Source organism: Streptomyces netropsis (assembly GCF_014203545.1).
In the GTDB taxonomy this organism is placed as follows: domain Bacteria; phylum Actinomycetota; class Actinomycetes; order Streptomycetales; family Streptomycetaceae; genus Streptomyces; species Streptomyces netropsis.
The window spans coordinates 20,875-34,884 of record NZ_JACHJG010000011.1; the positions used below are offsets into that span (position 1 = coordinate 20,875).

Annotated in this window: 12 protein-coding genes; 7 read left to right on the forward strand and 5 right to left on the reverse strand. The window is 74.5% G+C overall.

Annotated features, from left to right (window positions below; all coding sequences use genetic code 11):
* Positions 1-104: 104 nt before the first annotated feature.
* The 4 genes from FHS38_RS24060 (at position 105) to FHS38_RS24075 (ending at position 5,583) form a co-directional block, all read left to right on the forward strand.
* Positions 105-2,363 (forward strand): glycoside hydrolase family 3 N-terminal domain-containing protein, encoded by a 2,259-nt coding sequence (locus FHS38_RS24060; RefSeq protein WP_184736712.1) that lies wholly within the window; start codon positions 105-107, stop codon positions 2,361-2,363.
* 436 nt (positions 2,364-2,799) lie between these two features.
* Entirely contained in the window at positions 2,800-3,324 is a 525-nt protein-coding gene (locus FHS38_RS24065; protein ID WP_184736714.1) for a Clp protease N-terminal domain-containing protein, read from the forward strand.
* A gap of 59 nt (positions 3,325-3,383) precedes the next feature.
* Positions 3,384-4,388 carry an EamA family transporter gene (locus FHS38_RS24070; RefSeq protein WP_184736716.1) on the forward strand — a complete coding sequence of 335 codons (1,005 nt, stop codon included), beginning with the start codon at positions 3,384-3,386 and terminating at the stop codon, positions 4,386-4,388.
* A gap of 157 nt (positions 4,389-4,545) precedes the next feature.
* Entirely contained in the window at positions 4,546-5,583 is a 1,038-nt protein-coding gene (locus tag FHS38_RS24075; RefSeq protein ID WP_184736718.1) for a DMT family transporter, read from the forward strand.
* Here the strand turns inward: FHS38_RS24075 and FHS38_RS24080 are convergent.
* Positions 5,570-6,256 carry a pyridoxamine 5'-phosphate oxidase family protein gene (locus FHS38_RS24080; RefSeq protein ID WP_229822084.1) on the reverse strand — a complete coding sequence of 229 codons (687 nt, stop codon included), beginning with the start codon at positions 6,254-6,256 and terminating at the stop codon, positions 5,570-5,572. The genes FHS38_RS24075 and FHS38_RS24080 overlap by 14 nt on opposite strands.
* A gap of 35 nt (positions 6,257-6,291) precedes the next feature.
* Here FHS38_RS24080 and FHS38_RS24085 point away from each other — a divergent pair, with 35 nt between their 5' ends.
* Positions 6,292-7,623 (forward strand): aminotransferase class I/II-fold pyridoxal phosphate-dependent enzyme, encoded by a 1,332-nt coding sequence (locus FHS38_RS24085; RefSeq protein ID WP_184736721.1) that lies wholly within the window; start codon positions 6,292-6,294, stop codon positions 7,621-7,623.
* 61 nt (positions 7,624-7,684) lie between these two features.
* Here FHS38_RS24085 and FHS38_RS24090 read toward each other — a convergent pair whose 3' ends face one another.
* Positions 7,685-8,779: a DMT family transporter gene (locus FHS38_RS24090; protein WP_184736723.1), complete on the reverse strand. Its 1,095-nt coding sequence runs from the start codon at positions 8,777-8,779 to the stop codon at positions 7,685-7,687.
* A gap of 75 nt (positions 8,780-8,854) precedes the next feature.
* On the opposite strand from FHS38_RS24090, the gene FHS38_RS24095 reads away from it, so the two are divergent.
* Positions 8,855-9,769 (forward strand): LysR family transcriptional regulator, encoded by a 915-nt coding sequence (locus FHS38_RS24095; protein ID WP_184736725.1) that lies wholly within the window; start codon positions 8,855-8,857, stop codon positions 9,767-9,769.
* Between the two features lie 156 nt (positions 9,770-9,925).
* On the opposite strand, the gene FHS38_RS24100 is transcribed toward FHS38_RS24095, so the two are convergent.
* Positions 9,926-10,393: a pyridoxamine 5'-phosphate oxidase family protein gene (locus FHS38_RS24100; protein ID WP_184736727.1), complete on the reverse strand. Its 468-nt coding sequence runs from the start codon at positions 10,391-10,393 to the stop codon at positions 9,926-9,928.
* 167 nt (positions 10,394-10,560) lie between these two features.
* Between FHS38_RS24100 and FHS38_RS24105 the strand changes: the two genes are divergently transcribed.
* The gene (locus FHS38_RS24105) at positions 10,561-11,205 is read left to right on the forward strand and encodes a cysteine hydrolase family protein (protein WP_184736729.1); all 645 of its coding nucleotides are present in this window, start codon (positions 10,561-10,563) and stop codon (positions 11,203-11,205) included.
* Positions 11,206-11,232: 27 nt separating this feature from the next.
* Here FHS38_RS24105 and FHS38_RS24110 read toward each other — a convergent pair whose 3' ends face one another.
* Positions 11,233-11,730 carry a Rieske (2Fe-2S) protein gene (locus tag FHS38_RS24110; RefSeq protein ID WP_184736731.1) on the reverse strand — a complete coding sequence of 166 codons (498 nt, stop codon included), beginning with the start codon at positions 11,728-11,730 and terminating at the stop codon, positions 11,233-11,235.
* Between the two features lie 138 nt (positions 11,731-11,868).
* Positions 11,869-13,968 (reverse strand): S9 family peptidase, encoded by a 2,100-nt coding sequence (locus FHS38_RS24115; protein WP_184736733.1) that lies wholly within the window; start codon positions 13,966-13,968, stop codon positions 11,869-11,871.
* Positions 13,969-14,010 lie beyond the last annotated feature (42 nt).

Consider the following 14,010-nt stretch of genomic DNA (forward strand, 5'->3'; position numbering starts at 1 on the left):
AACGGAGTGCCGCCATGGCTTTGCGTCCCCGTGGGAATCCCGGAAACCGCCGGACCCGCGCGACCGGCCGGCCCCGCTCGCCGCGATGGCGGTACCCCACCTCCGTGCTCGCCGCCGTCACCGCCTGTGCGGCCGCCGTCGGCGCCGTCCCCGCGGGGTCCGCGACCTCCGCGGGCGGGGGCGGGCCGCTCTATACGGACGCCCGCGCCGGTACGGAACGGCGGGTACGGGATCTGCTGGACCGGATGACGCTCGACGAGAAGATCGGGCAGATGGACCAGATCGCCGTCGTGCGGATGCAGGGCGACTGCCGGGCAGGCGGTGGCGAACTCGTCGAGAGCTGCATGAAGACCGTGCTCGGCGACCACGCCACCGGGTCGGTGCTCTCCGGCGGCGGCATGGGACCGACGAGGAACACGCCGGGCGACTGGGCCCGCATGGTCAACGCGGTACAGCGATACGCCGTGGAGAAGACCAGGCTGCACATCCCCGTGCTGTACGGGGCCGACGCGGTCCACGGTCACAACAACGTCCTCGGCGCCACCGTCTTCCCCCACCAGATCGGCCTCGGCGCCACCTGGGACCCCGCGATCGTCCGGGCCGTCGCCGCTTCGACCGCCCGGGCCGTCGCCGCCACCGGCGTCGACTGGAACTTCGCGCCCGTCGCCGATCTCGCCCGCGACCAGCGCTGGGGCCGTTACTACGAGACCTACGGCGAGGACCCCCTGCTCGCCGGAACCCTGGCCGCCGCTCATGTGCGGGGGACCGAGGGCGCACAGGGCGCCAAGCGGGTCGCGGCGACGGTCAAGCACTTCGGCGGCTACTCCGAACCCGCCAACGGGCACGACCGCGTGCCCGCCGACGTGTCCACGCGCTACCTCCAGGACACCCTCCTCGCGCCGTACCGCACGGCGATCGAGGCCGGGGCGAAGAGCGTCATGGTCAACTCCGGCGCCCTCAACGGCGTACCGGCGACCGCTTCCCCCTACCTGCTCACCAAGGTGCTGCGGAAGCAGTGGGGGTTCACCGGCGTGGCCGTCAGCGACTGGGAGGACGTCCGCGCGCTGCACACCAGGTACAAGGTCGCGGCCGACTACCCGCAGGCCATCGCGCTCGCGGTCAACGCCGGCGTCGACATGACGATGGAGCCGTACGACGCGCGTCGGTTCACCGAGGGGCTGCGGGCGGCGGTAGAGCGCGGGCTGGTCGGCCGGGCGCGGATCGACGAGGCCGTCGGGCGGGTGCTGCGGCTCAAGTTCGACCTCGGGCTCTTCGAGCACCCGTACGTCGACGCGGACCGGGCCGACGCGGCGGTGCTCGGCGCCGACCGGGACCTCGCCCGGCGCGCCGCCACCGCGTCGCAGGTCCTGCTGCGCAACGAGAAGGGCACCCTGCCCCTCGGCCCGGCGACGAAGAAGATCGTCGTCGCCGGGGACCACGCGGACGACATCGACAGCCAGGCCGGCGGCTGGACCGTCGGCTGGCAGCGGGTGCCCGACGGGGTGCGGCTGCCGGGTACGACCGTGCTCGACGGGATCAGGCACGCGGCACCCGCGGGCACCCGGATCGTGCGGCCGCGGGACGCGGCCGACGCCGTGGCACAGGCCAGGACCGCCGATGTGACGGTCGTGGTGGTCGGTGAGAAGGCGGCGGCGGAAGGAGAGGCCGACAGCCCGCGGCCCGGACTCGCCGCGGACCAGCGGGCCCTGGTGAAGTCCTTGAAGGCGAGCGGCCGGCCGGTCGTGGTGGTGGTGATCGCCGGGAGGCCGCTCGCGCTGGGTGACGCGGCGGGGACCGAGGGGCTGCTGATGTCCTGGCTGCCGGGCACCGAGGGCGGGCACGCGGTCGCGGACGTGCTGTTCGGCAAAGCGAACCCGGGCGGCCGGCTGCCGGTGTCCTGGCCCAGGAGGACCGGGAACGAGCCCGTGCACCACCAGCAACTGCCCGGGACCAACGCGGGAGCCGAATCCGCGCACGACGTCGCGTACGACTTCGGCGCCGGGCTCTCCTACACCGACTACGGCTTCGACGCGATCGGACTCGGCTCCCCCTCGGTGCCGGCCGGTGCGGACGTGCGGGTGAGCGTGCGGGTGCGCAATACGGGCGCGCGCGACGGGGAGACGGTCGTGCCCGTCTACGTCTCCCGGCCGGTCAGCGCGGTGCTGGCCCCGCCGCGCAGGCTGGTGGCCTTCACCAAGGTGCGGCTGGCGGCGGGCGAGGCGCGGACCGTCCGTCTCACGGTCCCGGCGCGGGTGCTCGCGGTGACGCCGGGCGACCTCGACGGCTCGGGGAGCCCGCGCGTCGAGCGCGGGGAGTACACGTTCACGGCCGGGGAGCGGCGAGCCACGCTGAACGTCACCTAGGGCGCCTGTCCGGCGGATCTCCGTGGATCGGCGAGCGACGTCCGGTGCGTGTGAGCGCACGGGGGAGGACTGCCCTCGTCCCGGGCGTACTCGGGTGACTCCGACGGCGCGGCGAGCTCCCGCGGCCCCTGCTGGAGGCGGCCCCACTGCCGGTCGTGGAGAGCCCGCGAAGATCCACCGGACAGGCCCCAGCGGCCCCGGCACGGCAGCCGCGCGAGGCCGTCCGATGACGGGGGAGGGACGAACGGGGCGTGCGGCGTGGCTGTGTGCCGGTGCGCACGCGGCGTGCGGATGAGTGCCGTACGCCCCCGAGAGGGGATCCGGCGCCCTCCTCCTCAAGGATGAGAGTCTGATCGTCCGTACCCAACTGGCGTCGGATGCGGGAATGCTTCCCTCCGGGGATGCTCCGTCAGGACGGGACTGATGGGGTGGGAGGGTGCAAAGCCGTACTCCTGACACCGGACCGGCCGACGCCGCGGGCGAAGAGCCGCTCAGCGCGCAGTTGGCCTTCGCGGTCGCGGGAGCGCGCCGGCGCGCCCAGCGCGACGGCGACCGGCAGGTCGACACCGCTCATCTGCTGCACACCCTGCTGGAAGTCGACCCCGCGACGTCCCGGGCCTTCGACGGCGGACCGGCCCAGGTCGCCCGGCTGCTCGGCTACCTCGTCCAGCGCACCATCGGCTACGGACTGCGCTGGCGCGGCACCGTCGAGGACTCCTGTCTCCCGCCGGCGACCGGCGACGGGGGCGTGCCCCGCTGGTCGCCCGCCGCCGCCACCGCGATGGAGGGCGCACAAGCCCGCGCCCGCGCGCGGGGCGCGGACCGGGCGGAAGGTCTCGATCTGCTGGCGGCCCTGACCCGCGACCGCCGATGCCGGGCCGTTCACGTGCTGCGCCGGGCCGGGGTCGACCCCGACGTCCTCACCGCGCGTCTCGACAACCTCTTTGACCTGGAGAAGTAGCGAATTCGCCAGGAGCCAAAGGGGGTGACGCCCCTGACAACGGCTGCCATGATGCAGCGATGCAATCGTCTCAAGTCAAGGGCACGGGCAGGGTCTCGGGCCTCGGTCCGGCTCTGGTGTCCGCGCTCGCGTTCGGAGGCTCCGGTGTCGCGGCCAAACCACTGATCGAGGCGGGCCTGGACCCGCTCCACGTGGTGTGGCTCCGGGTGGCCGGGGCGGCGCTGGTCCTGCTGCCCGTCGCGTGGCGGCACCGCGCCCTGGTGATGCGCCGGCCCGCGCTCCTCGCGGGGTTCGGGCTGCTCGCCGTCGCGGGCGTACAGGCCTGCTACTTCGCGGCCATCGCCCGGATCCCCGTCGGGGTGGCCCTGCTGGTCGAGTACCTGGGGCCCGCCCTGCTGCTCGGCTGGGTGCGGTTCGTCCAGCGACGTTCCGTCAGCCGGGCCGCCGCCGTGGGCGTCGTGCTCGCCGTCGCCGGTCTCGCCTGCGTGGTGGAGGTGTGGGCCGGGCTCGGTTTCGACGCCGTGGGCCTGCTGCTGGCCCTCGGCGCGGCCTGCTGCCAGGTCGGCTACTTCGTCCTGTCCGACCACGGCTCCGACGGCGACGAGCCCGTCGACCCGGTCGGGGTCGTCGCCTACGGGCTGCTCATCGGCGCCGGGCTGCTGACGGCGGTCGCGAGCCCCTGGACCATGGACTGGCAGGTGCTCGCCGGACGGGCGGAGCTGGCAGGGGCGGCCGTGCCGGCCGGGCTGCTGCTCGCCTGGATCGTGCTGGTCGCGACCGTGGCGGCGTACCTCACCGGGGTCCTCTCCGTGCGCCGGCTCTCGCCGCAAGTTGCCGGTGTGGTCGCCTGCCTGGAGGCGGTCGTCGCCACCGTGCTGGCCTGGGTGCTGCTCGGTGAGCACCTGTCCACGCCGCAGATCGTGGGCGGCGCCGTGGTGCTGCTGGGTGCCTTCATCGCGCAGACCTCCACGCCCAAGGCGGCCCCGGCCGCTCCGGTGGCCGGCGGCGGAGCCGCCCCGGTGGGTGTCGAGGGGGAGTTGTCGAGCGGCTCCCGTCCGGCTTAGTGTGCTGATCATGCCGATGACTGTTCTGCCGCCTCCCGCCGCGTAGCGCGGGCGGCCGCTCCCGGAGGACCGGGCTCGGGGCGATGCCCCGGGCGGATCGCCGCTGCCCGCACAGGGGACCACGCGATCACCTCTTGTCTTCCGCGGGAGAACAGTCATGCAACGCTCCACCCTTTCCCCCTGCCCTGAGACGGGCGTCTCCTCCCCGCTGCCCTCGGGTGACCGGCCCTTCGGGGCCGGGCCCTCCGTCGGGCGCGGGCTGCTCTACGTGGCCTTCGCGGCCGCCGCCTGGGGGACCACGGGCGCGACCGCCGCCCTGGTCTTCGACAGCAGCGGGCTCGGCCCCGTCGCGCTCACTTTCTGGCGCACGGCCGGAGGCCTCGTCCTCCTGCTCGCCGTAGGGGCCGTGCGGGCGCGCCGCGCGCAGGCGGGCCCCGTGCGGCCGTACGAGCCGAAGCGGCGCCGGGCGGTCCGGACGCTGGTCATCGGTGTGGGGCTCACGGTCTTCCAGACCGCCTACTTCGGGGCGGTGGACGGGACGGGCATCGCGGTCGGCACCGTCGTCACCCTGGGGGCCGCGCCCGTGATGGTGGCGCTCGGCGGCAGGCTGCTGATGGGCGAACGGCTCGGCGCGGGCGGCCGGGTGGCGGTGTGCGGCGCGCTCCTCGGGCTGGCCGTGCTGATGCTGGGCAGCGACGGTACGGGCACGGTGCGGCCGACGGGGGTCGCCCTCGGGCTGCTGTCCGCCGCCGGATACGCGCTCGTCACCCTCGCCACGCGGTTCCTGGGCCGGAAGGGCGCGGGCGCCGACCCGTTCACCACGACGCTGACGTCCTTCGCCGTCGGCACGGCCTGCCTGCTGCCGCTCGCGGCCGTCGAGGGGCTGTGGCCGCACGGGCGTGAACTGGGCCGCACCCTGTGGCTGATGGGGTACCTGGTCACCGTGCCGACGGCGCTCGCCTACGGGCTGTTCTTCGCCGGTCTGCTGGTGGTGCGGGGCACGACGGTCGCGGTCGTCACGCTCATCGAACCCGTCACGGCCGCGGTCATCGCCGTCGCCCTGCTCGGTGAGCACCTCACCGCCGCGACCGTGGCGGGCACGGCGGTACTCCTGTGCGCGGTGGCGGCGCTGGCCGTCGTCGAGGCGCGTGGCGCGGCCGCCCCCGCGGTCGGGGCCCCGCTCAGAGAGCGGTGAGGTAGCCGGGCACGGGAATGCCCGGCGCGAGGTCGTCCGCGGGGACCGGGGCGCCGTAGCCGGTGGTGAGGGGGACGACGCCGCTCCAGAAGGGGAGGGCGAGGTCCGCCTCGGAGTCCATCGGCCCGGCGTCGCGGACCTTGGCGGACACCTCGGTCAGATCGATGCCCAGCACGGCCGTCGCGGCCAGTTCCTTGGGCGACGCCGGCCGGGAGTCGGCGGCGCGGCCCGGCATCACCTGGTCCACGAGGGCGTCGAGGGCGGCCTTCACCTCTTCCTCGTCCGTCACCGGCCGGGCCGTGCCGTGCACCACGACGGAGCGGTAGTTGAGGGAGTGGCTGAAGGCGGAGCGCGCGAGGACGAGCCCGTCGACATGGGTGACGGTGACGCACACGGGGAGGCCGACGTCCGTCTGCCCGGCGGCGCGCAGCGGGCGGGAGCCGGTCGAACCGTGCACGTAGAGCCGCTCGCCGATGCGCCCGTAGAGGGTCGGCAGGACGACGGGCGCCCCGTCACGGACGAAGCCGAGGTGGCAGACGTAGCCCGCGTCGAGTATCGAGTGGACCAGCTCGCGGTCGTAGTGGGCGCGCTCGCGGTGGCGGGTGAGGGTGGTCCGCTCGGTCCGCTCGTACGCGGACGTCTCCTGCGAGGCGGGGGCGACGGGTGCCGACATTGCGCTCTCCATTGCACTAGTGCATACTTGGCTTTGTGCTAGGAGACTATCGGATCGAAGGCCGTCGCGCAGCGGACATCTCGGCGAACGTGGAGCGGGCCGTCGGGGCGGGCAAGCTCCCTCCGGGCGAACTGCTGCCGCCCATGCGGGAGTTGGCGGTCGAGCTGGGGGTCAATCCCAATACGGTCGCGGCCGCTTACCGCATCCTGCGCGAGCGGGGGGTGATCGAGACGGCGGGCCGCCGGGGCAGCCGGGTGCGGCACCGCCCGGCCAGTACGCACCGTGAGCTGATCCGCGTGGAGGCGTCCGAAGGCGTGCGTGACGTGTCGACCGGCAACCCCGACCCGACGCTGCTGCCCCCGCTCGGCGAGGCGCTCACCGAGGCCGCCGCGCGCGCCGCCGAGGGCCCGGTGCTCTACGGCTCGTCCGCCGTCGACTCGGAGCTGGAGCGGATGGCCCGCGCCGCCTTCGACGCGGACCGCGTCCCGGCCGGGCCGCTGGCGGTCACCTCCGGGTCGCTGGACGCCATCGAGCGCGTGCTGAGCGCCCATCTGCGGCCCGGGGACGAGGTGGCGGTCGAGGACCCCGGCTGGGGCAGCCTCCTCGACCTGATCTCCGCGCTCGGCCTGCGCGCGGTCCCCGTCGCGCTCGACGACGACGGGCCGCTGCCCGAGGACACCGACCGGGCGCTCCGGCAAGGGGCCCGGGCCCTGGTCGTCACCGACCGGGCGCAGAACCCCACCGGCGCGGCCGTCAGCGCGGCGCGCGCCCGTGAGCTGCGGGCCGTGCTCGCCGGGCACCCGCACGTGCTGCTCATCGAGGACGACCACGGCCACGGCATCGTCGACCTCCCGCTGCACCCCCTCGCGGGCGGCACCGACCACTGGGCACTCGTGCGCTCCGTCGCGAAGGCGTACGGGCCGGATCTGCGGCTCGCGGTGCTCACCGGCGACGCCGTCACCGTGGACCGGGTGCGCGGGCGGCAGCGCCTGGGGCCGGGCTGGGTCAGTCATGTGCTGCAGCGGGCCGTGGCGCACCTCTGGCGGACCGGCGCGGTGGACGCCGCGGCGGTCGCCGGCTCGTACGGACACCGCCGTGAGGCGCTCGTGCGGGCGCTGCGGGACCGGGGGGTCGTGGCACACGGACGCAGCGGGATGAACGTATGGCTTCCGGTGCCGGACGAGACGGGGGCGGTGGCGCGCCTGCTGCAAGCGGGGTGGGCGGTGGCGCCGGGTGCGCGTTTCCGGGTCTCCTCCCCGCCCGGAGTGCGGTTGACCGTGTCGCCCCTGTCCATGGACGACATAGGGCCGGTCGCGGACGCGCTGGCGTCCGTGACCGGCCCGGATACGGCGGGGCGTTACGACTGAGGCGGTTGCCGGACCGTTCGCCGGACCGCTTGTCCGATGGCCGGCCGGATCGGGTGCCGGGTCACTTCCCCGGGTGCTGCTGTGCCGGCCGCCGGGTGGGCTCGGGGACCGCGTCGGCGGCGGGCCGGCGGGAGGCCTTCGCCCGGGAGCCGCCCTGGGTGAGCGCCGCTCCGGCCAGCACGATGAGCGCTCCGACCGGGGTGTTCCAGGTGAGCCGCTCGTCAAGGAGGGCGACACCGGCCGCGGTCGCGATGACCGGGATGAAGTACGTGGTCATGGTCGCGGTCGTCGGCCCGACCTCCGCGACCAGCCCGTACTGGAAGAGGAAGGCGAGCCCGGTGCCCAGCGCCCCGAGCGCGACGATCGCCAGCACGGGCACCACGGGGAACGAGGTGGGCAGCGGGCTGAACACCGGGGCGACGACGGCGAGCTGGGCGGTGGCGAGGAGCAGCTGGGCGCCGGACATCGACAGATGGGAGTTGCCGGTGTCGGACAGCGTCCGCCGGACGTAGATCCAGCCGATCGCGTAGCTGAGCGAGGCGATCAGGGCCAGCAGCGTCCCGGTCGGGTCCTGCCCGTCGAAGCCCTGCCAGGCGCCGAGGACGGTGAGCACACCGATGAAGCCCAGGCCGAGACCGGCGAACCGGCGCCGGGTGGGGCGGTCCTCGGAGAGGGCCACGAGTGAGAGGACCATCCCCCACAGCGGGGTGGTGGCGTTGCAGATGCCGGCCAGGGTGGAGGAGATGGTCAGCTCGGCGTAGGCGAAGAGCGAGAAGGGGAGGGCGTTGAGCAGGAGCGCCGCGACGGCGAGGTGCCCCCAGGTGCGGGCGCCGCGCGGCAGTCGCTGCCGCTTGACGGCGAGGATGGCGACGAGCACCAGGGCGCCGAAGAACACGCGCCCGAAGGAGACGTAGAGCGGGGCGAAGCCGTCCGTGCCCAGCTTGATGAAGAGAAAGCTGAAGCCCCAGATGAGCGAGAGCGCGCCGAAGCGGATGCGCCAGTCCACCGTGGACCGGCCCTGACCGGAGCCTCCCGCGGTGCCGGGGCCGCCGGGGCGGGCCGCGGTGCCGGTCGAGGGGCCGGTGGCAGAAGGGCCTGCCGTAGAGGGGCGGGTGGTGGCTGTGGCGGAAGGTGATCCTGATGCGACGACGCTCATGGAGATCACCATGCAGGGGCGATACCTATTAGAACAAGCAAATAATTGTGTGTGGCATCGCGTAGCATCCCTTACATGTTGAACCTGGACCGCCTGCGCACCCTCAACGCCGTCGCCCGCCACGGTTCCGTCAGCGGCGCGGCGGACGGACTGCACGTGACGACCTCCGCCGTTTCGCAGCAGCTGGCCAAGCTGGAACGGGAGACCGGTCAGCAACTGCTGGCCAAGAACGGCCGGGGCGTGCGGCTCACCGACGCCGGCCGGCTGCTCGCCGAGCACGCCTCACGCATCCTCTCCCAGGTGGAGCTGGCCCAGGCCGACCTGGAGGCGCAGCGCGGCCAGGCCGTCGGCGAGCTGCTGCTCGGTGCCTTCCCCACCGCGGCCCGCGGGCTGTTCCCCGCCGCCCTCGCGGAGTTGCGCGACGCGCACCCGCAACTGCGCGCCCGGCTGGAGGAGATGGAGCCCGACGAGGCCGTGCCGCGCGTGGTGCGCGGCGACATCGACGTCGCGGTCGTCCTCGACTGGTACAACAAACCGCTGCCGATGCCCGACGGCCTGGCCAAGGCCCCGATCCTCGACGACCCCGCCGACGTGGCGCTGCCCGCGGGTCATCCGCTCGCCGACCGGGCCGAGCTGGATCTCGAGGACCTCGCCGACGACGAATGGGTCTCCTGGCCCCGAGGGGAGTTCTGCCACGACTGGCTGATGCTCACCCTGCGCGGCAAGGGCATCGAGCCCCGCATCTCGCACATGGCCGAGGAGCACCACACCCAGCTCGCCCTCGTCGCCGCCGGGCTCGGGGTCGTGGTCGCGCCCCGCCTCGGCCGGGGCCCGGTGCCGGACGGGGTGCGGGTCGTGCCCGTACGGCACACCATGTGCCGCCATGTGTACGCGGTCTGGCGGGCGGACGCCGACCGCAGGCCGTCGATCCGGGCGGCGGTCGACGCGCTGCGCACCGCGGGGGAAGCGGTCGGCGGCCGGACCGGCTGAGCGGACGTCGCGAGCCCGCGCTCGGAGCCCCGCGGCGTCCGGTGCGGGCGACGGTGAGGCGGAGGGTCGCCGCCGTGTCGGGCGCGCCAAGGTGACACCGACACGCTGCGGGTCTGTGCCGGGATGCGCGGGGCCGGACGGGACTTCGTGGACGCCCTACGCGCGGGGCAGCTTGCGGAAGTCCCAGGAGGCGACGGCCTCCGGAGTCAGCCGCAGCCAGGCGTGCCGGCCGTCATGGGGCATGACGTCCAGACCGAAGTACTTGGCGGCGAACAGTGCCTCCGGAGCGTCGAGTTCGGGGCACGGCTCGCCGGTGCGCGGGGCCTCGCCGACGAACGCCGCAGTGCCGGACAGCTCGGCGCCGCGCAGCTCCCCGTACTCCCGGCCGTCGTCGACGACCACCGCCACCCGCGGGTCCCGGCGCAGATCGGCCCACCGTCGGCTGCGGGTCAGGGAGTACAGCCACAGCGCGGCCCCGTCCCAGACGAACCACAGCGCGCCGACGTGCGGCCGCCCATCGGGGCCGACCGTGGCCACTCGGCAGGTGCGCCGCTCGGTGAGGAAGGCGTCCAGTTCGGGCTGCGTCATCATGATCCGGCGGCCCCGCCGCTGTGTAGCGGTCATCTCCCGCACCACCCTCCCCAGAGCTGACTGAACGTCAGAAATCATGGACGTCGGAAATCATCGGGCAACTTCCCCCGTCGCGCAATGCCCGCTACCCTCACGCGACTTGGGTCCGGGGCCTGCGCGGCCCGCCCGTACCGTACCGAGAAGCCGACGAGGAGCGCGCCATGGCGCCGCAGGACCAGCCCGGTGAGCGGCTCGACCCGGCGACGACCGTGCTCCTGACCGTGGAGTGCCAGCGCGGTGTCGTCGGCCCCGACAGCGCACTGCCCGAGCTCGCCGCCGTGGCCCGCGCCTCCGGCGCCCTGGGCAACGTCGCACGGCTCGTCGAGGGCGCGCACGCGGCGGGCGTCCAGGTCGTGCACGCCATCGCCGAGCGCCGCCCCGACGGCCGCGGCGCGGGCCGCAACGCCCGCCTCTTCCGCGCCGCCGAACGACTGCCCGTCCAGCAGCTGACCGGCACGCTGGCCGTCCGCGTCGCCGAGCCGATCCCGGTCGGCGAGGACGACCTCGTCGTACGGAGACTGCACGGGCTCTCGCCGCTCGCCGGCACCGGCGTGGACGCGCTGCTGCGCAATCTCGGCTGCCGCGCCCTGATCGTCACCGGGGTCTCGGCGAACGTCGCGATCCCCAACGCCGTCTTCGACGCCGTCAACCTCGGTTACACCGCCGTCGTCCCCGCCGACGCCATCGCCGGCGTGCCGGCCGACTACACCGCGGCGATGGTCCGCCACACTCTGGCCCTCGTCGCCACCATGACCACCACCGACGCCGTCCTGCGCGGGTGGCGGCGCCCGGGCGGGCCGCGCTGAACGCGGCCGCGCCCGGCCGCCGTGACCTCAGACGAGCCCGATGGAGTCGCCCTGCACGGAGATCTTCATCTCCGGCAGCGGCAGCTTCGCCGGGTCGTGCCGGACGCTGCCGTCCTCGATGCTGAATTTGCTGCCGTGGCAGGGACAGTTGATCGTCCCGTCCGACACGTCCTTGACCACGCACTTCTGGTGGGTGCACACCGCGGAGAACGCCTTGAACTCACCCTTGGAGGGCTGCGTCACCACCACCCGCCGGTCCGCGAAGACCTTCCCGCCGCCCTCCGGGATCTCCGACGTCCGGGCCAGCGCCCGGCCTCCGGTGGCCCCGGCGGCCGAGGACTCCTGCCCGGCCGTGGAAGGCGGCCGCGCCGTGTCGGGCGTGGCATCCGCGTCGGGGGTGCCGGGCGTCGTCGACTTCTCGTCCGAGCCGCACGCCGCGAGCGCGGCGGCGAGGCCGGTGGCCCCGACCGCCGCGACGACGCTGCGGCGGCTCGCGCCGCCCGGGGCGGGTGACGTGTGCGTCATGTTCGCTCCTTGGTGCCGTTGCCGTACTGTCGGCGGGCCGGTGCCGGGCCCGCCGTCGTGCGCGCGACCGGTGCACGACGCGACGGGCACGCGATGCGACCGGTACAAGGAGACCTACGGGCCCGACGCCGCCCGCGTTCAGCGCTCGAGTGCCTTTCGCAGAAAGTCCAGCTCGAACAGCAGGAGGTTCTCGGTGGTCCGCTCCGCCGCCATGTGCGTCGATCCCACCAGCGGCAGCACCGAGTGCGGCCGCCCCGCCGCCAGCAGCGCCGCCGACATCCGCAGCGTGTGGGCCACGGCCACGTTGTCGTCCGCCATGCCGTGGACGAGCAGCAACGGGCGGCGCAGCAGGCCCGCGTCACCGATCGTCGACGAGCGCGCGTAGTTCTCCGGCTCCTCGTCCGGGTGGCCGAGGAAGCGCTCCTTCCAGTGTGTGTCGTACAACCGCTGATCGGTCGGCGCCGCACCGGAGACCGCGGCGTGGAAGACCTCGGGCCGGCGCAGGACCGCGGCCGCCGCGACGGTACCGCCGAACGACCAGCCGCGGATCGCCACCCGCCCCGGGTCGAGGTCCGGGTACCGCTCGCAGGCCGCCCGCAGCGCGTCGGCCTGATCCTCGAGGACGGGCGTCAGCTGGTCGCCGCGCACCGCTTTCTCCCACGCGGGCCCCCGGCCGGGCGTGCCCCGGCCGTCCACGATCAGCACCGCGAAGCCCTGCTCGGCGAACCACCGCGCCACGCACGTCCACCACGCGCGGGCCCGCACCACGAGCCGCACCCCTGGCCCGGCGTACGGGCAGAGCAGCACCGGCAGCTTCCGCGCCCCCGGCTCGTGCCAGGACGGCAGAAACAGCATGCCGGGCAGTTCCCGCTCACCGAGCGTCAGGAACTCCGGCCGCGGCGCGAGCAGGGGGTCGGCGACGGACGAGGCGATCGAACCGGCCGGCTCGCCGTCGCGCAGGACCGTCACCGTGTGCCCGTCCTGGGTCAGGCCGTCCAGCACCACCGTGGAGCCGCCCATGACGGCCGTGTACATGCCCGGCTCCCGGCTCAGCCGGGTGAGACCGTGACCCGGTTCGTAGGACCAGACGTGGCACTCGGTCGGCTCCTCCCAGGCCGTGAACAGCACCCGTTCGCCGTCCGTGCCGAGCACTGCGGCCAGGTGCAACCCCTCGGGGGTCACCGGGTGACCGCCGATCCCCAGCCGCCTGGTGTCCTTGGACTCGAGGGGTTCCACCAGGGCGCCGGAGCGGGTGCGGGCCGGGGTGCCGGGGACGAGCTCCACCCACGCGGGGTCGTGCCGCTCGCCCGCCGTCCCGGTCGCGCCGGTGTCCGGATCCACCGTCAGCACCCGCAGGTGACGCTGGTCGCGGCTCTGCACACCGATCAGCGGACCGTGCGCGTCCCAGCCGGCCGTGGCCAGGTATTCGAAGGCCGCACGGTCCCAGCTCACCTCCGTGCGCCGGCCGTCGAGCGTCACCACGGACAGGGTGACGTCGGCGTTGGTGGTGCCCGCCGCCGGGTAGCGGAGGGGGCGGGGCGTCTTCGCCGGGTCGGCCGGGTCGGCGAGGTACCACAGCGGTACGGGCGTGGGGTCGACACGGGCGACCAGCAGCGCCCGCCCGTCCGGCGCCCACCAGTGGCCCCGTGAGCGCCCCATCGACTCCATCGCCGTGTACTCCGCCAGGCCGTAGGTGACCTCCGGTTCCTCCGGCGCCAGGCGGAGCAGCTCCTCGCCCGCCACGGACACGACGTGCAGCGCGCCGCCGCTGACGTACGCGACATGACGGCCGTCGGGTGAGGGCCGCGGGTCCACGACCGGCCCGGCCGTCGGCAGCCGGAAGGGCGCGGTGCCGTCCGTGCGGACCGCCCAGAGCGCGCCGCCCAGGGCGAACACGGCCAGCCGCGCCTCGCGGTCGGTCGCGTACGACACGATGCCCGCCGACTGCTCGCGTGCCCGCTCCCGCCGTGCCCGCTCCGCGTCCGGTATGCCGGTGCCGCCCGTCATCGCCGTCGGGTCGGCGAGCAGCCGCTCCCGCCCGTCCTCGTACAGCCACAGCCGGCTCAGTGGGTCCAGCCCGCCGCCGGTGCGCGTGAACAGCACCCGCCGTCCGTCGGGCGAGACCGTGAAGCCGCGCGGCGCGCCGAGGGAGAAGCGCCGGGAACGGGCGAACCGGCGGGGGAATCCGGCGACGTCCGTGCCGTTCCCGGCACCGGGGTCCTCTGCCTTGTCGATCATGTTGTCCATGCTGGGCACCCTGACAGGAATCCACCCCCGCCG